This is a genomic window from Caulobacter sp. FW305-C-30-S16, assembly GCF_058783025.1.
Genome location: NZ_JBYSYH010000006.1, coordinates 1 through 21,458 on the forward strand (window position 1 = coordinate 1; position 21,458 = coordinate 21,458).

The window sequence follows — 21,458 nt, forward strand, 5'->3', positions numbered from 1 at the left end:
CTAGTGCGCCATCCCGCCGCAAAGGCTCTTGTCCGCCATAACCCGCTGATCCGGGGCCAGGACGCGATAGAGGCCGGTGACCGCCGTCCGGACCTTGTGGAGCGCCTTCAGGTGCTCCTTCATCATCATCTCATGATGCGCGAGACGCTCGGGGAGCGGTTTGGACATCATCGTCGCCATCATGCCGCCGTCGCCCATCATGCCCGGCATGCCGCCCGGCTTCATGGGCATCGGCATGGTCATGCCGGCGGGCATGGGATGAGCGTCGGTTTTCACGGCCGCCGCGAAGGCGTTCCAGGCCCTGACTTGCCTGTCGGTGATGTCGAGCTGCGCCTTCAGGCTGGAAAGGCGCTGCTCGGACAGGCCCATGCAGTGCATCGGCCCCATGTCCATCATCCCGTCCATGGCCATCATGCCGCCCTTTGCGGCGGGGCCGGCCGGCGCGGCGGGAGCGGCTGCCGGATCGGCGGCTGGGCCGTGATCATGAGGCGGCGCGGGTTGTTCAGCTGCATAGGCCGAGGTGGCCAACGAGAGGGCGGCGACGAGCAGCAGGGGCTTGAAGGACATGGTCATGGTGTTCGGCTTTCTGGACCAGGCTGATCCGATCAGCGCAGTATCCACCGACCTGTCCCTGCATCCTTGATCTGTCGCAAACATGCCGCCGGGCGTTACGTTCCGGCCTGAGTGAGAGATAGGTCCTCGCCTGTCGCCGGGGCCGTCAGATCACCGGCTCATGAGGCGGTTCCGACGCGGGCTTTCGGGCGAAAGGATCATGGGCTCGCATCCAGTTCCGCGCCGGGCGCTCGACCAGGTGATAGGTTGCCATTGCGGCGAGCAGGGTCGCGACGAAGACGCCGCCCCAGGCCATCCACGCCGCTGCGCCGCTGATGTCCGGCGCGAGCCGGTCAAGGGCATGGAAATAGGCGATGTCGATCGGCAAGTGGGACATGTAGACCGAGTAGGAGACCTCGCCGAGGTAGACCAGCCAGGCGGCGCTCATGATCCCGTGCGCGCCGGTCTTCGAGGCCTCGGCCAGGGAGAAGATCAGAAGCCCGAACGCAGGCCATATGAGGGCGTCGCTGAGGCCTATCGAGGCGGCGATAACGATCCAGACCACCGCCGCCACCGCGCCGCCCAGGGCGAGCCCACGCGGCAGCATGACCGTCCTTCCGAGCTGGTAAAGCGCCGCACCCAGCAGGAAGGCCGGGATGATGCGGATGAACCCCAGACGGGTGACCTCCGATAGAGGGAGGCCATGGCTTTCCACGGCCCAGAACATCAGGGCGAACACGCCCAGCGCGACGAGGACCGCCGCCCAGGCCGCCCGCTTGAACGTCAGCACCAGAACCGCCGCCGCCGGGAAGGCGAGATAGGCAAACCATTCCGCCGAGATCGACCAGGACGGGAAGTTCCACTGGACCGAGGGCGTCGTCCCCCAGGCATGGATCAGGAGCAGGTGCTGCGGCAGGACCGCCGGGTCGAAGGCGATGGGATCGAAGGTCGCGCCCATCTTCATAGCCACCAGCCAGATGACGATAGTTGCCGTCAGCGTCACCAGATGGACCGGGTAGATGCGCGACAGCCGCGCCCACAGGAACGATCCGTAGTTGAACGTCCTGGCCTCCCACCGGGACAGGTAGACGTGGCTGAGGATGAACCCGGACAGGATGAAGAACAGGTCCACCCCGAGGTAGCCTTTGGCCACCAGCCCGAGCCTGTCCACGTCCAGTCCGAGGTGGTCGCGGAAGTGGTAGGCCAGCACCCACATCGCCGCCACGATCCGCAGCGATGTCAGCGGCCGGATGTCGTTCGGATACATGCTTCGCCCCCGCGCGGCAGCCCTTGCCGAAACGCCCGCTTGGGCGCTTGGGTCAGGGAGCCCTTGAAGGGCTATACGGCTGGAGTGGGCGGACCCCTCATGATCGGGCAGAGCCTAGAGTTTTACGGCGCGGAGCCTCAGCGCATTGCCGATGACGCTGACCGAGGAGAGCGCCATGGCCGCCGCCGCGATGGCCGGTGAGAGCAGCAGGCCGAAGACAGGATACAGGACGCCCGCCGCGATGGGCACGCCGCCGACGTTGTAGATGAAGGCGAACACCAGGTTCTGCCGGATGTTACGCATGACCGCGCGGGAGAGGGTGCGCGCTTTCAGAATGCCGGTCAGGTCGCCTCCCAACAGGGTCACGCCTGCACTCTCGATGGCCACGTCGGCGCCCGCGCCCATGGCGATGCCGACATCGGCCGCCGCCAGCGCCGGAGCATCATTGACGCCGTCGCCGGCCATCGCCACCACCCGGCCTTCGCCACGCAGGCGCTGGACGACCGAGGCCTTGTCCTGGGGCAACACTTCGGCGGCCACCTCGGTGATGCCGAGGCGATCCGCGACGGCCCGCGCGGTGGTCTCGTTGTCGCCGGTCATCATGACGATGCGCAGGCCGGCGGCCTTCAGGTCGTCGATGGTCGCCCGGGCATTGCTCTTGATCGGATCGGCGATGCCGATGAAGCCGCCGAGCGCGCCGTCCAGGGCGACAAAGACGACCGTCGCGCCTTGCCGGCGCAGGGCATCGGCATCGGTCTCCAGCAGGGCGATGTCCGCGCCCTGTTCCTGGACGAAGGACCGGCTGCCGATGGCGATCTTGCGACCGTCCACCACGCCGAACACGCCGCGACCGACCGGAGAGTCGAAGTCGGTCGCCTCCGCGAGGGTGACGTTCTCCTCCTTCGCCGCCCGCAGGATGGCCTCGGCGAGAGGGTGTTCGCTGCCGCGTTCGAGACTGGCCACGAGCCGCAGAAACTCCAGCCTGTCGAGGCCGGCCACGGGCTGCAAAGCGGTCACCGCCGGACGCCCTTCCGTAAGCGTGCCCGTCTTGTCGACGACCAGGGTGTCGACCTTCTCGAAGCGTTCGAGGGCCTCGGCGTTCTTGATCAGCACGCCGGCCTGGGCGCCCCGTCCGACGCCGACCATGATCGAGATCGGCGTGGCCAGGCCCAGCGCACAGGGACAGGCGATGATCAGCACAGACACGGCGGCGACCAGGCCATAGCTGAAGCGCGGGTCGGGGCCGACAAGCGCCCAGGCGACGAAGGCCAACGCGGAGACGAGGATCACGGCCGGCACGAACCAGCCGGACACCTTGTCCGCCAGACGCTGGATCGGCGCCCGGCTACGCTGGGCCTGGGCGACCATCTGGACGATCTGCGACAGCAGGGTGTCGGCCCCGACCTTGTCGGCGCGCATGACGAAGGACCCGGTCTTGTTGATCGCCCCGCCGATGACGGCCTCGCCGACCGTGCGGGTAACCGGCATGGACTCGCCGGTGACCATGGACTCGTCGAGCGAGGCCCGCCCTTCGACGATCTCGCCATCGACCGGGACCTTCTCGCCCGGACGGACCCGTAGGCGGTCACCGACCACGATCAGGTCGAGAGTGGCTTCCTCGTCGGTTCCATCCGGGCGGATACGCCGCGCCGTCTTGGGTGCGAGATCGAGCAGGGCCTTCAAGGCCCCCGACGTGCGCTCACGGGCGCCCAGCTCCAGCACCTGGCCGAGCAACACCAGCGCGGTGATCACCGCCGCCGCCTCGAAGTAGACCGGCACACTTCCGTCCATGTTGCGGAAGGCGGCAGGGAAGACAGCAGGCGCGGCCACGGCGACTACGCTGTAGGCCCAAGCGACGCCGACCCCCATCGCGATCAGGGTGAACATGTTGAGGTTGCGGGTTCGCAGGGACGCCCAGCCCCGCTCGAAGAACGGCCACCCGGCCCACAGGACCACCGGCGTCGCCAGAGCGAACTGCACCCAGTTGGACAGTTGGCCCGGCATCAGGGCGTGCAGGTTGAAGAGATGGCTGCCCATCTCCAGGGCAAAGACCGGCAGGCTCAGCGCCACGGCGACCCAGAACCGACGCGTCATGTCCGCGAGTTCGGGGTTGGGGCCGGAGTCGGCCGTGACGGTTTCAGGCTCCAGCGCCATCCCGCAAATCGGACAGGAGCCGGGGCCGATCTGGCGGATCTGGGGATGCATGGGGCAGGTGTAGATCGTCCCGGCGGGAGCGGGTGGCGCCTCGGCGCGACCCTTGGAAAGGTATTTCTCCGGATCAGCCTGGAACTTCGTCAGGCAACCGGCCGAGCAGAAGTGGTGGGTCAGTCCCGCGTGTTCGAGGTGATGCTTCGACGTGGCCGGATCGACCGACATGCCGCAGACCGGATCAAGAACCTTGCCGTCCGCAACCGGGCCATGATCGTGGCCGTTGTGATGGCAGGATGCATGCGTCTCGTTCATAGCGTCTCCTTGGGCAGATCGACCGCGAATACGAGACCTAGCTATATACCCCATGTGGGTATTTCAAGGATGCCTTGGCGGGCTGGCAGAATTGACGCGAACGCCGCCTTAGGCCGGTCCGGTCATTCCCTTGCCGCCACAGCAGCCAGACGCCTTCTCTGCTACGATGACGGGTTGGGCGATCTGCGCTGGCGGGTCGGGATTGCAGCAGCAGCCGGCCACATCCCGCGCATCGCCTGCAGGTTCGGTCAGAGCCGGCGGGTCACTAGCAGGGAAGCTCTGGTCAAGAGCCTGGTCGAGCTGTTGGCTCGTCTTGTCTTGGCGGGTGGTCATGATGGTGATGTCCGTTTCCGTGGCCGTGATGCATGAACAGATGCATCACCGGGCAGGCGAGAAAGAGAAGGTAGGGCAAGGCCCCAAGGGCGTGGCCCCAATGGTCTCGCAGCAGCCAGAACAGAACGGCCGAGCCAACCGCGACGGCGGTCATCGTCAGGAAGCTCTTGAACCTGGCGGTCATGTCTGGCTCCGGAGCCCGTCTCAGCGCGGCTCAAGGCCCCTGAACAGGTTGTAGGCCATCGCCGTCATGGCGCCGGTCAATGCGCCGAACGCCAGAGCCGCGCAAAGGCCGATGCCAAGCGCCAACCCCGACGCCTCCGGGGCCGTCGTGAACAGGGCGACGAACATGTGCGAGGCGGGGAACGCGTTCAGGGCCGTGGCCGCCCAACACAGGGCGAAGTTTACGGCGAGCACCACGGCGCCAGTCGCCGCGCAGCGGACGACACCTAGCGGTGGCGTTGCGGGCGCGTGTGCATTGATCTCAGTCATCGCACTATCTCCGAGGGTTTCCGCGCGATGACTAGCTGACCAGCAAGGGTCACGCGTTGATAGGGATCAAACCCGGCCCGGCGATGCTTGTTCCGCCTGGGAGAGAGCATATTCGGCCTCCAAGCACGGCGTCGGCCGACAATGCGACCGAGCATCCTGACCAACACCCCTGTGGGGTATGTGGAAATACCCCCAGGCGGCTTATATCCGGGGTCCAAAGAGAGGTGCATCGTGAACCGCGAGAACAAGCCAAAACTGCTCAATCGCCTGAACCGGATCGAAGGTCAGGTGCGCGGCATCGCCCGGATGGTCGATGAAGATCGCTACTGCATCGACATCATGACCCAGCTTCAGGCGGTGAAGGCCGCCCTGTCGAAGGTTGAGACCGAACTCATGCGTGAGCATATCGACCACTGCGTCGCCTCCGCCATCAGCAGCGGAGACCCGCAAGAGCAGCGGCAGAAGGCCGATGAACTGATCACGCTGTTGCAGCGGTCGATGCGATGAACCTCGCCAACGTCAACGACGCGGGCAGCCTGCCATCCTCTTGCGCAAGCGAGGGGTTCGGCAGGGTCGCGCGTAGGTCTGGAGACGGGCTGCATGATCGACCACCCGCCTTGATGGAGATGCACGGATGAAGCCCGGATTGCGCAATCTGCTGATCACCGTGGTCCTCGCCGTCCTGGCGGCCGGCGGCGGCGCCTCGGCCTGCGCCTACTACGTGATCAGCCACCAGACCGCCGGACCTTCGCTGCACGACATGGTCCACCGGGATCTGAAGCTGACCCCCGAACAGTCACGCAAGCTCGACGCCATCGAAGAAAACTACGCGCTCGAACGCAAGGGACTGGAAGCTGATATCCGGGCGGCCAACCGTGAACTTGCCGCCGCCATTCGCGAGGGCCACAAGGACTCGCCACAGGTGGAGGCCGCCATCGACCATCTGCACATGGCCATGGGCGCCCTGCAGAAGGCGACTATCGCCCATGTGTTCGACATGCGGGCGGTCCTGACGCCGCAGCAGGCCAAGACGTTCGACGCGGAAGTGATCGCGGCGCTCACCGAAGAGGATCGGTGAGCCCGGACTTCGAAGCGCCGGACGACCAGCTTGCCGCCAGTGCAGTCGCGGGCGACGAGCGCGCTTTCGCTCGGCTGATCGCCCGCCACAAGGATGGGCTTTATCGCTTCATTCGCCGTTACACGGGCAATCCTGACGAGGCCTACGATCTCCTTCAGGAGACCTTCGCGGCGGCCTGGACGGCCCTCAAACGCTATGATGCCGCCCGATCGTTTCCGACCTGGCTGCGGAGCATCGCGCTCAACAAATGTCGGGACTGGTCCAGGCGACGCGCGGTGCGTCGTTGGCTCACATGGAGCGATCCCATTGATGGCCAGGTTGGACTGAACCTGACGGACGATACGCCGTCGCCCGAGGCGGCGGTGCTGGACCAGCAACGCCTATCTCGGCTGGACCGAGCCGTGGCGAACCTGCCGCAAGGGCTCAAGGAGCCGCTGATCCTGACGGCGCTGGAGGAACTCAGCCACGAAGACGCCGGCCGCATTCTCGGGTTGACCGCCAAGGCCATCGAGCTGCGGGTCTACCGCGCGCGCAAGGCGCTGGCGGAAGCTCTGACCCTCGACGAGGTCTAGGTCTTCTTCGCGTGCGACGACCAGTGGATGTGGGTGATGAGCCAGGCGCCCTTCACCCGTTTCAGCACCATGGTTTCGGTGCCTTCCCGGTCCACCGGCTTGCCCTCATAGGTTCCAGTCGTCCGGCTCTGGGTCATGACCACAGCGAATGAGCGGCTGGTCGAGACGCGCCGGCTCACCACCTGGTCGGTCATGCCTGCGCTATAGGCGATGTCGCCCGGCAGATGCCCGGTGACATACTCCTCCTTCGAGACCTCGACCCAGCCCTGCTCGTAGATGACCGCGTCGTCGGCCATCAACGCGGCCACCGCTGCGGCGTCGCCACGCTTCATCGCTGCATGGAACTGCTCGACAACGGCAAGCGGACTGGACGCGGGCGTGGCGGCCTGGACCGGGGTGGCGGGAGCTGATGCGGCAATGGACGCTCCGGCAAGGCACAGGGAAACTGCGAGGGCTTTTAGAACCACGGGGAGACTCCGATGTCGGGGGTTAGAACCATGCGCGCACGCCGATGACGAAGCTCGTGGCTTCGACCTCCTTGCCTGCTATGTGGGCGTAGTCGGCCGTGCCGCCGAACTTGCGGTCGAACGAGACGCCCACATAAGGCGCGAACTCCCGCTTGATCTCGTAGCGGAGCCGCAGGCCCAGCTCGATGTTGGAGACGCCGGAGCCCAGCTCCAGTTCGGGAATGTCCTGGCCGGTGAGGTTGGCTTCGACGCGCGGCTGCAAGATCCAGCGTTGCGTCAGACGCAGGTCGTAGGTTCCTTCCAGCCGGCCGAACAGCTCGCCCTTGCTGGACAGGAACAGGGCGCCAGATGTCTCGAACCAATAGGGCGCGACGCCTTCAAATCCGACGCTGGCGTAGGTGCGCTTCGGCCCCGACTGGAAATCCTGCCGGACGCCGGCCTGGAGATCAAAGAAGGGACTGACCGCCCGCGAATAGAGCGCCTGCACTTCGGCGCTTTCCAACTCGTCGGTGCCTTCGCCCTCGGTCTTCACAACGAACCGATTGATGTCGCCGCCGACCCAGGCTTCGCCTTCCCAGCGGTAGCCATCCTCGCCGTCGCGGAATTGATACTCACCGAGGCTGATCATCGCCTTCGAGTAGATGCCGCCGCCATGCTCCATGTGAAGCTGGCTCCGTGCGCGGGCCATCGCCGCCGGGTCGAATACGCTGTCCGCTGCGAAATCAGCGGGAACCAGCGGAGCAGGTTCGTCGCCGACGACTTCATCAGACGCATCCGGGGTCGGGGCATCCATGCCCGGCATTGCCGCCATATCCGCCTGAGCTGCGGGCGGTTGGGAAGCCTGAACCGGCGCAGCGGTCGGGGCGGCCCTTGGCGCCGGATCGGCTGGGGGCATCGGATGGCCCGCGTGCTGGGCCAGGGCGGGCGTTGCGGAGACGGCCAGGATCGCCGTCAGGATCGAGAGCGTCCTCATGCGCCTTCCCCCGTCAGCGGGCGGACGCTCATGACGCGGAACATTCCGGCATGCATGTGCATCAACATGTGGCAGTGGAGCGCCCAGTCGCCCGGGGCGTCGGTTGTCAGGTCGACCGAGACCTTTCCTCCCGGCGCGACATTCACCGTGTGCTTTCGAGGATGTCGGCCCTTTGGCCCCACAAGCAGCTCGAAGAAATGCCCGTGCGTGTGGATCGGGTGCGACATCATCGTGTCGTTGACCAGGGTGATCCGGACCCGCTCGTTCAGTCGGAACGGGATCGGCTTGGTGACTTCGCTGTAGGACTCTCCATCGAATGACCACATGAACCGTTCCATGTTGCCGGTCAGATGCAGCTCAAGGGAACGGGATGGCGTCCGGGTGTCCGGGTTGGGCGCCAGAGCCTCAAGGTCTGTGTAGACCAGCACCTTGTGCCCGACATCCTGGAGGCCCTGCCCGGGCTCTCCCGTGCGATCCACGGGCATCGGCGCAATCATCTGGACGCCAGGCCCCAGCTTGACCTGAGGGGCGTTGTCGCCGTTGCGCATGGACATATCCATGCCGTCCATCGACATGCCGCCCTCGCTGCCCATGTCCATGCCGCCCATGTCCATTCCCATGTCCCGCATGGTGGCGACAGGGCGCTCGCGCAGCGGCGGCACAGCAGCGACCATGCCGGGGCGCGGGGCCAGTGTGGCGCGCGCCATGCCCGAGCGATCAACTGCCTCGGCGACCAGGGTGAAGGCCCGGTCCTCGGTCGGTTGGACGATGACATCGTAGGTCTCGGCGTTGGAGAGCTGAAACTCGTCCACGGTGACCGGCTTCACGTTCTGGCCGTCCGCCTGAACCACGGTCATCGACAGGCCGGGGATGCGGACGTTGAAGATGGTCATCGCCGCCGCGTTGATGAACCGCAGCCGCACGCGCTCGCCGGGCTTGAACAGGGCGGTCCAGTTGTCCTGCGGGCCGTGGCCGTTGATGAGGTAGGTGTAGACCGAGCCGGTGACATCAGAGATGTCGGTCGGGTCCATCCGCATCTTCGCCCACTCGACCCGATCTTTGAAGCTCTGGTCGCGACCGGCGAGCAGGCCGGCGACGGTTTCCTTCTGCATGTTAAACACGCCGGCCTGCTGCTTGAGCTTCCGGTAGACGATGTGCGGATGCTCGAAGGAGAAGTCGCCCAGGACCACCACATGCTCCCGGTCGTAGGCGACGGGATCGGCGTCTCTGGGCTCGATGACGATGGGGGCGTAGTGCCCTTGCAGCTCCTGCAGGCCCGAGTGACTGTGATACCAATAGGTCCCAGACTGCACGACCGGGAACTCGTAGACGAAGGTCTCGCCCGGCTTGATGCCCGGGAAGCTGACGCCGGGAACGCCGTCCATCTGGAACGGCACGATCAGGCCATGCCAGTGGATCGAGGTGTCCTCGTCCAGGTCGTTGGTCACCGCGATGCGGGCGATCTGCCCTTCCTTGAGCCGGATTATAGGTCCTGGAACGGTGCCGTTGATGGTGACGGCATGACCGTGACGCCCATCAATCGGCCAGGCCGTATGGCCGATGCGCAGCTTGATGTCGGCGCCTGAGAGCATGGGAAGGTCGCGGACAAGGCCGCCTGAATTGCTCCGCGCCCAGGCGGGGAACAAGCTGGTCATCGCCATGCCTGCCCCAAGCAGGCCGGCGTTTCTCAGGAGCGTGCGGCGGGCGATACTGGGCATCAAAACCTCAAATGGACGGGCAACGCGCGGCGTCGGCCCTGATCTGTCTTTGAGATCAACCCGCGCCCCTCGCGTTGATCCAGCTCGGCATTCAGGCGTCAGAACATCATGTGCTCGGCGCCGTGGGTGACCACCGCGCCGAAATAGGCCTGCACCAGGATCAACAGCACAGTGGCGATCAGCAGCGCCTCATACCCACGCGAACTCAGGCGTGCGGCGGCCTGCTCTGCCGGTCTCTTCAGGAACCACAACGCCAACAGCAGGAAGGGCATGGCGGTTCCAAGCCAGCGGTGAACCGTCAAGGCAAAGCTGTCGTCGGGTGTCGGTAGTCCCGCGTTCAGCCAGCCCATCGGCGCGGCGACAAACGCGCCGGCGACACCGACCGCGAGCAGGATCTTGTTGCTCGCCGTGTAGATCGGCCTGCGCCGGACGGCCGCCAGTCCCTCAAGGAAGGCCACCGTCAGCAGGAGGGCGATGGGGAAGTGGATAGCCGCCGGGTGCCACATGCCGATCCAGGCCAATAAACGCCCCTCGAAGGTCGTCGGCCTGGCCTTGTGGCTCATCATCACGCCGTCGTCGTCACCCGTCGGCCAGGCCATGTCCGTGACAGGCATATCCTCAGGGGACACTGTCGCGGCGGCCGCCGTCGCGGGCGCTGCCGCCGGGACAGGAGCGTCGTCGTTTTCCCGCGCACTCAGGGGCGAAGCGGTAAGGCCGACTGCCAGAAACAGCCCAAGTATACCAGCCAGCCAAGGCCTTGCGGTCGTGTTCGTCATGGTCTTGGCCCCCTGGCGTTTTCGATTGCGGTCACGGGCGTGATCTTCAGGACCACGCCCGCGCCTGGCGTCACAGGACGTGGATTTCGGAGACGACGGGCTTGCCGTGTTCGTTCTTCAGAACGAAGTGGACCTTCTTGCCGACGGTCACGCCCTTCAGGACGGCGGCGGACTCGACCTTGAACTTCATGGTCATGGCGGGCCACTTGAGCGCGGCGATCGGACCGTGCGCGATCACCACCGTGCCGGCCTTTGCATCGACCGCCTTGATCACGCCTTCCCCCGACGCTGCCTGGGGCGCGGTGCCGTGGTCTTCGCCATTGTGGGCAAGAGCGGGGACCGCCATCCCGGCGGACGACAGCGCGGCGGCCAGCGCCGCGATCATCAGATTGGACTTCATCACAAACTCCTGTGGTCTCTCGGGTCAGTGCGCGGTGGCGCTTCAGGGGGATATACGCGCCTGGCTTGAGCAGCCCTCATCGCCCGGGTGAAAGGTCTGAGAGAAAAAGCTCTGACCGACCTGGGGGATTTGAAGGGGCAGCGCGTATAGTGATGGAGTGCAGGGCGTGAGACTCAGGAATTGAACGACCGATTGGACCGCTTGCTGACGCAGCTTCGCGACCAGGACCTGGATCGTGAGCTCGGCGCTGTCGAATACGACGTGCATCGCCTGATCGCCCATGAGCGGTCGGCGAGAGCCGGTCTCGCGCCCGCCCGCATGGCCGCCGTGGGCATCGCCCTGGTTCTGGGAACCGGCGTCGGCGGTCTGACCGCCGCGTCCGCGCCCAAGCCGTCCATCTTCGCAACCGCCGACGCTCTCGCACCATCGACGCTGCTCGAAGGAGGGCGTTGATCGAAGCAGATGCCGACTTCGATCCGCTAACCCGATCAGGATCTACTGCGCCTGGATAGCCGTGACCTCGCCGGTTCCATCCATCATCTTCAGATCGAAGGTCACCTTGTCGCCAACCTTCACAGTGTCGAGCAGGGTCGCCGGCGTAGCCTTGAACTCCATGGTCATCGCAGGCCATTTCAGGGCGTCGATGGGGCCATGGTCGAGCGTGATCATGCCCGTGGCTTTGTCGATAGCGGTTACCGTTCCTGTCCCTTTGGCCATGACGGCATCGGACATGTCCATTCCGGCCATGGTGTCGCTGGGGGCTGATGCGACTGCGGCGGGAGGTTGAGCATCAGCGGCCTGCTCGGCGGGCTTCTTGCCACAGGCGGCGAGGGTCGCGCCCAGGACGGCGATGGTCAGGATCACGGGAAGGCGCTTCATGGTGTGTCTCCTTGGTGAGGCGGTTGAACGGAACGGTTTCGCCGCCGCCGAAGCAGCAGGTAGGCGGCGGGCAGAACGAGCATCGACAGAAGCGGCGCGGTGAGCATGCCGCCGATCATCGGGGCGGCGATGCGGCTCATCACTTCCGACCCGGCGCCATGGCCGAGCAGGATGGGCAGCAGGCCGGCGAGGATCACGGCGACGGTCATAGCCTTGGGCCTGACCCGCAGCAGCGCGCCCTCGCGCACGGCGACCTCGACCTGGTCGCGGTCTGGATGGTCGCCGCGATCCGCCAGGGCGTGCTTGAGGTAGATCAGCATCACCACCCCGAACTCGGCCGATACGCCGGCGAGGGCGATGAACCCCACGCCAGTGGCGACCGACTGGTGGTAGCCGAGCAGATAGAGGGTCCAGATGCCGCCGGTCAGGGCGAAAGGCAGCGTCCCCATGATCAGGGCCGCTTCGTCGAACCGCCGGAAGATCACATAGAGCAGCACGAAGATGATCAGCAGGGTGGCCGGCACCACCAGCTTCAGCCGGGCCGCCGCCCGTTCCAGGGACTCGAACTGGCCTGAGTAGGCGATGGAGACGCCGGGCGAGAGCTTCACGTCCCGCGTGACGGCGGCGCGCAGGTCCTTGACCACGGACGCCAGGTCACGCCCGCGCACATCGACATAGACCCATGTCGAGGGCCGGCCGTTTTCGGTCTTCAGCATCGGCGGGCCGTCCGTGACCGTGACCGCCGCTACCGTGCCCAACGTGATCTGTTGCCCGGCGGCCGTGAGGATCGGCAGGGCGCGCAGACCTTCCAGGCTGTCCCGGATCTCGCGAGGATAGCGGACACTGATGGGGTAGCGGGCCAGCCCCTCGACCGTCTGGCCGACAGTTTCACCGCCGATGGCGCCAGCGACGATCTCCTGCACGTCGGCGATGTTGAGCCCGAACCGGGCGGCGGCGCCGCGATCGATGTCCACGTCCACATAGCGCCCGCCGGTCAGCCGCTCGGCGAGCGCCGAACTGACCCCCGGCGTGCGCTTGGCCACCGCCTCCACATCATGGGCGACGCGGTCCAGCTCAGTGAGATCAGACCCCGACACCTTCACCCCGATAGGGCTCTTGATGCCGGTGGCCAGCATGTCGATGCGGTTACGGATTGGCGGCACCCAGACGTTGGTGAGGCCGGGGACCTGCACCGCGCTGTCCAGCGCCTCGATCAGTCCCTCAGGCGTCATGCCTTGCCGCCATTGATCGCGTGCCTTGAACTGGATGGTGGTCTCGAACATTTCCAGCGGTGCGGGGTCGGTGGCGCTTTCGGCGCGGCCGGCCTTGCCGAACACGCTCTTCACCTCCGGAACAGTGCGGATCATCCGGTCGGTCTGTTGCAGCAGCTCTGAAGCCTTGGCCGCCGAGAGTCCTGGCAGCGCCGAGGGCATGTAGAGCAGGTCGCCCTCGTCCATCGGCGGGATGAACTCCCCGCCCAGCTGCGACAGCGGCCAGGCCGTGGTGGCGAACACCAGGGCGGCGATGACCAGCGCCGTGCGCGGCCGGTCCAGCACCCAGTCCAGAGTCGGACGATAGACCCCGGTCAGCCAGCGGTTCAGCAAGTTGTCGTTCTCAGCCGGTATGCGCCCCCGGATCAGCCAGCCCATCAACACCGGGACCAGGGTCACCGACAACAGCGCGGCCCCGGCCATGGCGTAGGTCTTGGTGAATGCCAGCGGCGAGAACAGCCGCCCCTCCTGAGCCTGCAGGGTGAACACCGGCACGAACGACAGGGTGATGATCACCAGGCTGAAGAACAACGCCGGCCCGACCTCGACGGCGGCGTCGGTAATCACCTGCCAGCGTTCATCGCCTTCGAGCCTCTTGCCGGGATGATCGTGTTCCCAACGCTCGATCTTCTTGTGAGCGTTTTCGATCATCACCACGGCCGCATCGACCATGGCCCCGATGGCGATGGCGATGCCGCCCAGCGACATGATGTCGGCGTTCACCCCCTGCAGCCGCATGATGATGAAGGCGATCAGCACGCCCAGCGGCAGGGTCAGGATGGCGACCAGCGCCGAGCGGACGTGCCAGAGGAACATGCCGCAAACGAGGGCGACGATGATGAACTCTTCACCGAGCTTGCCGGTGAGATTCTCAATCGCCCGGTCGATCAGCTTGGAGCGGTCATAGGTGGTCACCACCTCCACGCCCGGCGGCAGGCTTCGTTTGAGCTCGGTCAGCCTGGCCTGAACGGCCGCGATGGTCGCCCTGGCGTTCTCACCGGACCGAAGGATGATGACCCCGCCGGCGACCTCGCCCTGGCCGTCCAGCTCGGCGATACCGCGCCGCATCTCCGGTCCGATCTGGATGGTCGCGACATCACCGAGCAGAACTGGCGTCCCTCCGGCGGCGCGCAGTGGCACGGCGCGGAAATCATCGATCGTCTTCAGGTAGCCGCTGGCCCGGACCATGTATTCGGCCTCGGCGAGCTCCAGCACCGAACCGCCGGTCTCGCCGTTGGCCCGTTTGATCGCTTCGACCACCTGCTGATGGGTGACGCCGTAGGCGGCCAGCTTCACCGGATCGAGAACCACCTGATACTGTTTGACCATGCCGCCGATGCTGGCGACCTCGGCCACGCCGGGCAGGCTCTTGAGCTCATAACGCAAGAACCAGTCCTGCAGGGACCGGAGCTGCGACAGGTCATGACGGCCTGTGCGGTCGATCAGGGCGTATTCATAGATCCAGCCAACGCCGGTCGCGTCTGGCCCAAGCGCCGGCTTGGCGGTCTCCGGCAGGCGGCTCTGGACCTGGTTGAGATATTCCAGAACCCGCGACCGCGCCCAGTAGAGGTCGGTCCCGTCCTTGAACAGCACGTAGACAAAGCTGTCGCCGAAGAAGGAATAGCCACGCACGACCCTCGCGCCCGGCACCGACAACATGGTCGTGGCCAGCGGATAGGTGACCTGGTTCTCGACGATCTGCGGCGCCTGGCCGGGATAGCTGGTGCGGATGACCACCTGCACGTCGGAGAGGTCTGGCAGGGCATCCACGGGTGTGTCGCGCACGGCCCAGACGCCAGCGCCGATCAGGGCCACGGCGGCCAACACAACGAAGAACCGATTGGCGACCGACCAGCGGATCAGGGCGGCGATCATGGCCGCCCGCCCATGGTCATGCCTTCGTCACGGATCAGGCGGGCCTGGACGCCGGAGAGGCTGGCCTCGGAGGCGATCAGGAACTGGCCGGACGCGACGATCTTTTCACCCTCATCAAGTCCGGCGAGGATTTCGGTCTGGCCGCCGGCTTCCCGACCCGTCCGCACCTCGGCGGGCCGATAGCGACCGCCATCCAGCGCCAACATCACCAGGGTCCGCTTGCCCGTGCGGATGACGGCCTCTGACGGAACCAGAAGGGCTGGCCTGGCGGTCTCGCCGAGTTGGACGGTGGCGAACATGCCGGGTTTGAGCCGACCAGCCCGGTTGGCCAGTTCAATCCGCGCGGTTAGGGTCCGCGTCTCACCCTGGGCTTCCGGCAGGACCGCCGAGACGCGGCCGACGAAGGTTTCTCCGGGGTAGGCGGCGAAGGTCACCCTCGCCGATGATCCCGGCCGAACCTGTCCGGTCATGGCTTCGGGAATGGCCGCGTTGACCCAGACCGTGCCGAGTCCGCTGATCTCCGCTAGGGTCTGGCCGCCCGAAACTGTCATGCCCGCTCTGACGCTGAGGGTGCGGATCACCCCGCCGGTCGGCGTCGAGATCGTCGCCACGGTCTGCGGACGACCCGTTCGTTCAACCTGACTGATAAGGCCATCAGGCATACCGAGCAGCACCAGCCGCTGCCGCGCGGCCTGGGTCAGTCGTCCGTCACCTGTGCGCCGGACGGCGATATACTCGGCCTGGGCGCCGCCCCAGTCGGGGATCAGGACATCGGCTATCGGAGCGCCAGCGCGGACCACATCGCCCGGCGCGCGGCCATAGACCCGCTGCACGAATCCGCTCGCCCTCGCCTGGACAATGGCCACATCGCGCTGATTGAAGTCCACGCTGCCCGTCACTGTGAGACCTGACGGGAGCGTTCCTCGGGTGACCGCGACGACCCGGCCGCCAAGGTTCTGGAGGCTGGCCGGATCGATGCGAACCCCGGCTCCGCTGGTTTCCTCGGCGTATTTGGGGATCAAGTCCATGTTCATGGACGACTTGCCCGGCCCCGGGTATCTCTCCATCGGGATCATCGGGTCATACCAGTAGAGGATCTTGCGCTCGGCCGCTTTGTCGGGAGGCGGAGTCGGCTCCCCAGGCTTGCCCAGATGCGCCAGCCCGTAGCCGCCCGCGCCGGCGATCAATACCAGCGCGACGGCGCCAACCACGATCTGGGTGCGAGAAATCTGATTGAAGGCGCTCATGACGCGTCCGTTCCGTAGATGAGGTTGATCCGCACGGCGTCGCGCAGGGTCTCGGCTTCCTTGTCGAGGACATCGAGCCTGGCGTCGGCGAGGGCGGTGAAGGCGGCCAGCACGTCCGGCAGGCCGGCAGTTCCGGCCGCGTAGCTGGCGGTCTCCAGATCGGCCCGGCGCTGGGCCAGGGGCAGGCGGGTGTCCCGCGCTCGCGCCCACAGGTCATGGTGCATCCGGTGATCGGCCAGATCGGCTTCCAGAGCGGCGATGAGTTCACGCCGCGCGGCCTCCCGGTCGATCCGCGCCCGCGTGGCGTCGGTCGTTCGGGCATCGATAGCCGGCCCCTGTCGCTCCCCTTGGCGGAGCGGCAGGCTCACGGTCACCCGCGCCGAGACCATGTCGCCGAACATCGGGTCGCGCTTCTGGTAGGCCAGCTCCCAGCTCCAGTCTGGCGATACGGCCGCCTTGGCGCCGGCCACATCGGCATCGGCCACGCGCACCCCGGCGTCGAAGGCCAGCAGGGTCGGATGACGATCCAGCCCGGCGCGGAGCAGGACCGGATCGACCTCCCAATGCGGCGCCATGCCGGTCACGCTGGCGTCCGGGTCCCCGGTCCAGCGCACCAGGGCTGCTTGTGCCTTGGCGATGTCCGCCACGAGGGCACTACGCCGGTCGGCCAAGCCCAACAACCATTCCGCCGGATCGATGGTCTCGGCAGGTCTCGCGCCCCTCGTGACCGCCGAAGGCGCCGTGTCGAGCATCGGCTTGAGGGCTTTCTCAATGTCGTCCAGCGCGCCCAGGCGCGCCTGGGCATAGTAGAGATCGACCCAGGCTTGGGCGGCGGCCAGCCGAACCGCGCGGGCTTCGAGACCAGCCTGAGCGCCGGCCATGCCGACCTCGGCTTGGGCGCGCTCAGTCTGCGCCCGGCGGGCAGGCCGGCTGGGCATGTCCTGAATGACCCCGACACTGGCCATGGTCATCTCGTCCGCCCCGAACCGGCCCGCGAAGGGACCGGAGATTGGAACATTCTCGATTCCGAACGCGAGCTTTGGATCGGGCAGAACGCCTGCGCCGCGTTTGGTCGAACGCGCCGCGTCAACGCGCAGCGCGGCGGCCTTCAAACTCGGTGCGGTATCTGCAGCGCGAGCCAACGCCTGATCAAAGGTCAGCGGCTCGGCCTGGGCCGAGACGGCGGTGGCGCTCAGGGCGAGCAGCCACGCCAATTTTGCAGGAGACATGCTCCAAACTCCTCATGACGGCGCGCAAGCGCCAGCGGCCGGCGCACACAGCGGCCGGCGGTCAGTCGAGGGTCAGAAAGCGATGGGAGGTCGTAGGGTTCGGTCCGGCGGTATGGACTGCAAGGCCCGGGTCGAGGACTGGACGGGAGCGAGGGGTTCGAAGGAGACGACCGCAACCTCAACGCTGGAGGCTGGAAGCGCCGCCGCCGTTGCGAAGCAGGCCATGCCGGGTTTGCAGGGCGCCTTCTGCTCGGAACCGCCATTGCCGTGCTCGCAGCAGTCCATATTGGCGTGAGCAGCCGCCGACATGCCGCTGGTTTCCATCGGGCATGGCGTCTTCATCATGGCCTGCGCCGAAGGCGCCGCGACCAGCGGTAACGCCAGTGCAGCAGTCCAGATCAGCAGAAGGGTCAGCAATCGGATCAGGCGACTTCTCCTCACGGCGCAAGATGCAGCCTGCGACCACGCGGTTCAATAGCGCAAGGGCGATAGGGTAATCGATAATCGTTCGCATATGACTTGACCCTCCAGTGGCTAGAGGTGTTACGGCGGCTCCATGCGAAATCAGAAATCAGATTGGCGCGGCTTCGACGCTCCTCGTCAACGTGGCGCCCCCAACAGCCTTTGGGCGGCGCTGTGCCTCGCCGTGGTCATTGCCTTCAGTGGCTCTAGCGCCGCCTTCGCGGCCGGCACACCGGCGGAGACGATCTGGCGACTGCTGGACTATGTGGCGGTTGACTATCCTGGCGCGGTCCGAGACGGGCGTATCGTCAGCGCCGCTGAATACGCGGAGATGAAGGAGTTCTCTGAGACGGTCGTCGTGCAGATGGCCACTTTGCCGCCGACCAACGCCAAGCCGGACCTGCTGAAGCAGGCCGGCGCCCTCAAACAGGCTATCGAGGCGAAGCGGTCGCCCGCCGAAGTCGCCGATCTCGCCCACGGGCTGGCGACGGAGCTGTTGGCGGCTTATCCGGTGCCGCTGGCCCCCTCGACGGCGCCCGATCTGGCGAGGGGAGCTGCCCTCTACAGCGAAAACTGTGCTTCCTGCCACGGCGCGACTGGAGACGGACATGGCCCCATGGCGAAGGGGCTCGACCCTGCGCCCATCGCGTTCACCGATCAGGATCGGGCACGAAACCGAAGCGTGTTCGGACTCTTTCAGGTCATCGAGCAGGGGCTGGACGGGACAGCGATGCCGAGCTTCGCCCACCTTTCGTCGGGCGACCGCTGGGGGTTGGCCTTCTATGTTGGGGGCCTGTCCCAGGACGAGAAGGCCCGGAGCCGGGGCGCGGCGCTGTGGAAGGCCGACGCGGACCTTCGCGGCCAGTTCCCCAACCTGGAAACACTGACCAAGACCACACCTGCGGAACTGGCCCGGACGGTTGGAGTCGGCAATGCTGACGACCTCATGGCCTATCTGCGGCGGTCGCCCGGTGTGCTGGCCGAGAAGCGCGATGCCTCGCTGGCGTTCGCCAGGAGCAAGCTGAGGGCCACGGTCAACGCCTACGCCGCCGGAAAGACCCGCGACGCGGGGGCCATGGCCCTATCCACCTACCTGGATGGCATCGAGCCGTTCGAGCCCGCTATCGCCGCTCGTGATCCCAAGCTTCTGGCCCGGATCGAGGCTGCGATGGGCGAGTTCCGTTCCCGGATCGGTCGAGGCGGCTCCATCGATAGCGTCCGGCAGCAGGCGACTCTGATCGAGGGACTTCTGGATGATGGCGAGTCGGTGCTTGCCCCGACCCAGGCCGACACGACGGCGGCGTTCGTCGGCGCCTTCACCATCCTGCTGCGCGAGGGGCTCGAAGCTCTCCTGATCGTCGTCGCCATGATCGCCTTCCTCAAGAAGGCCGAGCGACAGGACGTGCTCCCCTATGTCCACGGTGGATGGGTGGCCGCGCTTGCTGCCGGTGTCCTCACCTGGGCGGCGGCAACCTTCTTCATCTCCATCAGCGGTGCGCAGCGTGAGTTGACCGAGGGCTTCGGCGGCCTGTTCGCTGCAGCCGTTCTCCTGAGCGTCGGGATATGGATGCACGGGAAGAGTCAGGCGGACGCTTGGCAGCGATACATCAGGGAACGCCTGTCCAAAGCCCTGTCGCGGGGCTCGGCGTGGTTCCTGTTCCTGCTGGCCTTCGTGGTGGTCTATCGCGAAGTCTTCGAGACGATCCTGTTCTTTGCCGCTCTGTGGAGCAAGGAGACGGCGGGCGCGGTGCTGGGGGGTTCGGGGCTGGCTCTGGCGGCCTTGGCGGCAATTGCCTGGGCCATGCTGCGTTACAGCAGCCGCCTCCCCATCGCCAAGTTCTTCGCCTTCAGCGCGGCGCTGGTCGCCATCCTGGCCTTCGTTCTGGCAGGAAAGGGTCTCGCGGCCCTTCAGGAAGCCGGGATAGTTGCGGCTACCCGGATCGCGGGACTGCCGAAGCTCGATCTGGTCGGCTTTTATCCGACGTGGCAGACCGTCCTATTGCAGCTTGCCGTCGTCGCCATCCTGATCGCTGGCTATGTCTACAATCGCCGCAAGCGTCAGTCGGAAGAGGCGTAGGGGGCCGAGCCGATGGACCGGCGGTCAGTGCCGGTCTTCCTGGCAAAGCCGATGGTCACTGAGCACCTCGATCACCTTGCAGTCGGCGGCGATACCCAAGCCACAGTTGGTGGTCATCCGCACCAGTTCAGCGCGTAGCCGGGTAAGCTGGTCGATCTTCTGATCGACAGCTTCGAGATGGTCTTGGGCGATACGGTCCGCCTCGGCGCACGGGAGATTGGGACGGTCGGCCAAGCCCAGCAGGGCCTCGATATCCTTGATTTCGAAACCAAGCTGACGGGCATGCCGAATGAACCGCAGGCGTTGGATTGCCTCCGGACCGTAAACCCGCTGATCGCTCTGGGTCCGGGCGGGCGTCGGCATCAGGCCGATCTGCTCGTAAAATCGGATCGTGGGAACCTTGACCTCGGCTTCCTTGGCAAGGCGTCCGATGGACAGGTCGGGCATGGTCAAACTCCTAAACGCGTCCTCTCAACATAGGGCTTGATCCTCTAGTGGCTAGAGCTTGTAGGAGCAGTTCATGGCCCATGATACTCCTCTCGCCAAACCCGCCGTGTCCGGCTGCTGTGGTCACACCGCTCCCTTCGACGGGGCGACGCCGGAATACCGCCGGGTCCTCGGCTGGGTAATCGCGATCAACTTCGTCGGGTTCGTCGTCGTGGCCTCGGGCGGCTTGCTGGCCGGATCGGCGTCCCTCGCCGCGAACGCCCTCGATTTCCTGGCCGACGCCGCGACCTACGCCCTTAGTCTCTGGGTCATCGGCAAGAGCGTCTCGATCCGCAGCCGCGCGGCCCTGGTAAAGGGCGCGAGCCTCAGCCTGTTAGCCGTGTCGGTCCTCGGCTTCGCGATCTGGCGTGCGGTCCACGGCGTGCCGCCGGAAGGCTTCGCGATCTCGGGCCTGGGCCTGTTCGGCGCGGCGGCCAATCTGGTCGCGGCGATCCTGCTGTCGAAATATCGCGATGGCGACGCCAATGTCCGCTCGGTCTGGCTCTGCACCCGCAACGACCTGATCCAGTGCCTCGCTGTGGTCGTCGTCGGCGCCGTGGTCTGGCTGACCCATTCCCGTTGGCCCGATCTGATCGCGGGCGGCGTCCTGGCGGCAGTCTTCCTGCAATCGGCATGGTCGATCACCGTTCAGGCCCTGGACGAACGCCGCGACGCCCTCGCGGCAGCGCATTGATCCCAAGGGCCGACACAGCTAGTTCGGGGCATCATGGCACTCTCGGCGCAACTTTCACGACTGATCGGGCGGCTCGCCAGACCGCTGATGGTCGTCTGCGCCCTGATGCTCGCCTTCGGCCCCATCGCTGACGGCCTAATTTGCGGA

General features: G+C 66.2%; 22 protein-coding genes. 6 read left to right on the forward strand and 16 right to left on the reverse strand.

Annotated elements, in window-relative coordinates; all coding sequences use genetic code 11:
* From AC3WJT_RS17115 to AC3WJT_RS17135, 5 genes are all read right to left on the reverse strand, one after another.
* Positions 1–621, reverse strand: a complete 621-nt coding sequence (locus AC3WJT_RS17115) for a Spy/CpxP family protein refolding chaperone (protein WP_492344343.1) — start codon at positions 619–621, stop codon at positions 1–3.
* Between the two features lie 97 nt (positions 622–718).
* Entirely contained in the window at positions 719–1,819 is a 1,101-nt protein-coding gene (locus tag AC3WJT_RS17120) for an acyltransferase family protein (RefSeq protein WP_492344344.1), read from the reverse strand.
* Positions 1,820–1,933: 114 nt separating this feature from the next.
* On the reverse strand, positions 1,934–4,282 hold the full coding sequence (locus tag AC3WJT_RS17125; RefSeq protein ID WP_492344345.1) for a heavy metal translocating P-type ATPase: 2,349 nt from the start codon (positions 4,280–4,282) through the stop codon (positions 1,934–1,936).
* A gap of 283 nt (positions 4,283–4,565) precedes the next feature.
* Positions 4,566–4,799 (reverse strand): DUF2933 domain-containing protein, encoded by a 234-nt coding sequence (locus AC3WJT_RS17130; protein WP_492344346.1) that lies wholly within the window; start codon positions 4,797–4,799, stop codon positions 4,566–4,568.
* A 20-nt stretch (positions 4,800–4,819) separates the two neighbouring features.
* A complete protein-coding gene (locus tag AC3WJT_RS17135) occupies positions 4,820–5,107 on the reverse strand; it encodes a hypothetical protein (protein ID WP_492344347.1) in 288 nt (95 codons plus the stop codon).
* 231 nt (positions 5,108–5,338) lie between these two features.
* On the opposite strand from AC3WJT_RS17135, the gene AC3WJT_RS17140 reads away from it, so the two are divergent.
* From AC3WJT_RS17140 to AC3WJT_RS17150, 3 genes are all read left to right on the forward strand, one after another.
* Positions 5,339–5,614, forward strand: coding sequence for a metal-sensitive transcriptional regulator (locus AC3WJT_RS17140; RefSeq protein ID WP_492344348.1), 276 nt, complete (start codon positions 5,339–5,341; stop codon positions 5,612–5,614).
* Positions 5,615–5,741: 127 nt separating this feature from the next.
* A complete protein-coding gene (locus AC3WJT_RS17145) occupies positions 5,742–6,185 on the forward strand; it encodes a periplasmic heavy metal sensor (protein WP_492344349.1) in 444 nt (147 codons plus the stop codon).
* A complete protein-coding gene (locus AC3WJT_RS17150; RefSeq protein WP_492344350.1) occupies positions 6,182–6,757 on the forward strand; it encodes an RNA polymerase sigma factor in 576 nt (191 codons plus the stop codon). Before AC3WJT_RS17145 ends, AC3WJT_RS17150 begins: the two co-directional genes overlap by 4 nt.
* Here AC3WJT_RS17150 and AC3WJT_RS17155 read toward each other — a convergent pair.
* The 5 genes from AC3WJT_RS17155 to AC3WJT_RS17175 form a co-directional block, all read right to left on the reverse strand.
* Positions 6,754–7,224, reverse strand: coding sequence for a DUF4440 domain-containing protein (locus tag AC3WJT_RS17155; RefSeq protein WP_492344351.1), 471 nt, complete (start codon positions 7,222–7,224; stop codon positions 6,754–6,756). The genes AC3WJT_RS17150 and AC3WJT_RS17155 overlap by 4 nt on opposite strands.
* Positions 7,225–7,246: 22 nt before the next feature.
* Entirely contained in the window at positions 7,247–8,197 is a 951-nt protein-coding gene (locus AC3WJT_RS17160; protein WP_492344352.1) for a copper resistance protein B, read from the reverse strand.
* Complete coding sequence (locus AC3WJT_RS17165; protein WP_492344353.1) at positions 8,194–9,915, reverse strand: copper resistance system multicopper oxidase; 1,722 nt, start codon at positions 9,913–9,915, stop codon at positions 8,194–8,196. Before AC3WJT_RS17165 ends, AC3WJT_RS17160 begins: the two co-directional genes overlap by 4 nt.
* Positions 9,916–10,013: 98 nt before the next feature.
* Positions 10,014–10,514 carry a DUF2231 domain-containing protein gene (locus AC3WJT_RS17170; protein WP_492344354.1) on the reverse strand — a complete coding sequence of 167 codons (501 nt, stop codon included), beginning with the start codon at positions 10,512–10,514 and terminating at the stop codon, positions 10,014–10,016.
* Positions 10,515–10,761: 247 nt separating this feature from the next.
* Positions 10,762–11,091 carry a copper-binding protein gene (locus AC3WJT_RS17175; protein ID WP_492344355.1) on the reverse strand — a complete coding sequence of 110 codons (330 nt, stop codon included), beginning with the start codon at positions 11,089–11,091 and terminating at the stop codon, positions 10,762–10,764.
* 180 nt (positions 11,092–11,271) lie between these two features.
* Between AC3WJT_RS17175 and AC3WJT_RS17180 the strand changes: the two genes are divergently transcribed.
* Entirely contained in the window at positions 11,272–11,544 is a 273-nt protein-coding gene (locus tag AC3WJT_RS17180; RefSeq protein WP_492344356.1) for a hypothetical protein, read from the forward strand.
* A gap of 42 nt (positions 11,545–11,586) precedes the next feature.
* Here the strand turns inward: AC3WJT_RS17180 and AC3WJT_RS17185 are convergent, their stop codons facing one another.
* The 5 genes from AC3WJT_RS17185 to AC3WJT_RS17205 all read right to left on the reverse strand — a co-directional run bounded on the left by AC3WJT_RS17185 (position 11,587) and on the right by AC3WJT_RS17205 (position 18,009).
* Complete coding sequence (locus tag AC3WJT_RS17185) at positions 11,587–11,970, reverse strand: copper-binding protein (RefSeq protein ID WP_492344357.1); 384 nt, start codon at positions 11,968–11,970, stop codon at positions 11,587–11,589.
* On the reverse strand, positions 11,967–15,116 hold the full coding sequence (locus AC3WJT_RS17190; RefSeq protein ID WP_492344358.1) for an efflux RND transporter permease subunit: 3,150 nt from the start codon (positions 15,114–15,116) through the stop codon (positions 11,967–11,969). The genes AC3WJT_RS17185 and AC3WJT_RS17190 overlap by 4 nt, the downstream gene beginning before the upstream one ends.
* On the reverse strand, positions 15,113–16,363 hold the full coding sequence (locus AC3WJT_RS17195) for an efflux RND transporter periplasmic adaptor subunit (RefSeq protein ID WP_492344359.1): 1,251 nt from the start codon (positions 16,361–16,363) through the stop codon (positions 15,113–15,115). The genes AC3WJT_RS17190 and AC3WJT_RS17195 overlap by 4 nt, the downstream gene beginning before the upstream one ends.
* Positions 16,360–17,592 (reverse strand): TolC family protein, encoded by a 1,233-nt coding sequence (locus AC3WJT_RS17200; protein ID WP_492344360.1) that lies wholly within the window; start codon positions 17,590–17,592, stop codon positions 16,360–16,362. Before AC3WJT_RS17200 ends, AC3WJT_RS17195 begins: the two co-directional genes overlap by 4 nt.
* Positions 17,593–17,664: 72 nt before the next feature.
* Positions 17,665–18,009, reverse strand: a complete 345-nt coding sequence (locus tag AC3WJT_RS17205) for a hypothetical protein (protein ID WP_492344361.1) — start codon at positions 18,007–18,009, stop codon at positions 17,665–17,667.
* A gap of 139 nt (positions 18,010–18,148) precedes the next feature.
* On the opposite strand from AC3WJT_RS17205, the gene AC3WJT_RS17210 reads away from it, so the two are divergent.
* Positions 18,149–20,131 carry an FTR1 family protein gene (locus tag AC3WJT_RS17210; protein ID WP_492344362.1) on the forward strand — a complete coding sequence of 661 codons (1,983 nt, stop codon included), beginning with the start codon at positions 18,149–18,151 and terminating at the stop codon, positions 20,129–20,131.
* 24 nt (positions 20,132–20,155) lie between these two features.
* Here the strand turns inward: AC3WJT_RS17210 and AC3WJT_RS17215 are convergent, their stop codons facing one another.
* Positions 20,156–20,578: a MerR family transcriptional regulator gene (locus tag AC3WJT_RS17215; RefSeq protein WP_488902300.1), complete on the reverse strand. Its 423-nt coding sequence runs from the start codon at positions 20,576–20,578 to the stop codon at positions 20,156–20,158.
* Positions 20,579–20,651: 73 nt separating this feature from the next.
* Between AC3WJT_RS17215 and AC3WJT_RS17220 the strand changes: the two genes are divergently transcribed.
* Positions 20,652–21,311, forward strand: coding sequence for a cation efflux transmembrane domain-containing protein (locus AC3WJT_RS17220; protein WP_492344363.1), 660 nt, complete (start codon positions 20,652–20,654; stop codon positions 21,309–21,311).
* The last annotated feature ends 147 nt before the right edge of the window (positions 21,312–21,458 follow it).

Excerpts from the sequence above, each read along its gene's own strand:
- AC3WJT_RS17195 (WP_492344359.1), bottom strand. The coding sequence starts at position 16,363 with ATGAGCGCCTTCAATCAGATTTCTCGCACCCAGATCGTGGTTGGCGCC.
- AC3WJT_RS17120 (WP_492344344.1), bottom strand. The coding sequence starts at position 1,819 with ATGTATCCGAACGACATCCGGCCGCTGACATCGCTGCGGATCGTGGCG.
- AC3WJT_RS17125 (WP_492344345.1), bottom strand. The coding sequence starts at position 4,282 with ATGAACGAGACGCATGCATCCTGCCATCACAACGGCCACGATCATGGC.
- AC3WJT_RS17130 (WP_492344346.1), bottom strand. The coding sequence starts at position 4,799 with ATGACCGCCAGGTTCAAGAGCTTCCTGACGATGACCGCCGTCGCGGTT.
- AC3WJT_RS17200 (WP_492344360.1), bottom strand. The coding sequence starts at position 17,592 with ATGTCTCCTGCAAAATTGGCGTGGCTGCTCGCCCTGAGCGCCACCGCC.
- AC3WJT_RS17165 (WP_492344353.1), bottom strand. The coding sequence starts at position 9,915 with ATGCCCAGTATCGCCCGCCGCACGCTCCTGAGAAACGCCGGCCTGCTT.
- AC3WJT_RS17170 (WP_492344354.1), bottom strand. The coding sequence starts at position 10,514 with ATGGCCTGGCCGACGGGTGACGACGACGGCGTGATGATGAGCCACAAG.
- AC3WJT_RS17160 (WP_492344352.1), bottom strand. The coding sequence starts at position 8,197 with ATGAGGACGCTCTCGATCCTGACGGCGATCCTGGCCGTCTCCGCAACG.
- AC3WJT_RS17210 (WP_492344362.1), top strand. The coding sequence starts at position 18,149 with ATGCGAAATCAGAAATCAGATTGGCGCGGCTTCGACGCTCCTCGTCAA.
- AC3WJT_RS17190 (WP_492344358.1), bottom strand. The coding sequence starts at position 15,116 with ATGATCGCCGCCCTGATCCGCTGGTCGGTCGCCAATCGGTTCTTCGTT.
- AC3WJT_RS17220 (WP_492344363.1), top strand. The coding sequence starts at position 20,652 with ATGGCCCATGATACTCCTCTCGCCAAACCCGCCGTGTCCGGCTGCTGT.
- AC3WJT_RS17185 (WP_492344357.1), bottom strand. The coding sequence starts at position 11,970 with ATGAAGCGCCTTCCCGTGATCCTGACCATCGCCGTCCTGGGCGCGACC.
- AC3WJT_RS17215 (WP_488902300.1), bottom strand. The coding sequence starts at position 20,578 with ATGCCCGACCTGTCCATCGGACGCCTTGCCAAGGAAGCCGAGGTCAAG.
- AC3WJT_RS17145 (WP_492344349.1), top strand. The coding sequence starts at position 5,742 with ATGAAGCCCGGATTGCGCAATCTGCTGATCACCGTGGTCCTCGCCGTC.
- AC3WJT_RS17135 (WP_492344347.1), bottom strand. The coding sequence starts at position 5,107 with ATGACTGAGATCAATGCACACGCGCCCGCAACGCCACCGCTAGGTGTC.
- AC3WJT_RS17175 (WP_492344355.1), bottom strand. The coding sequence starts at position 11,091 with ATGAAGTCCAATCTGATGATCGCGGCGCTGGCCGCCGCGCTGTCGTCC.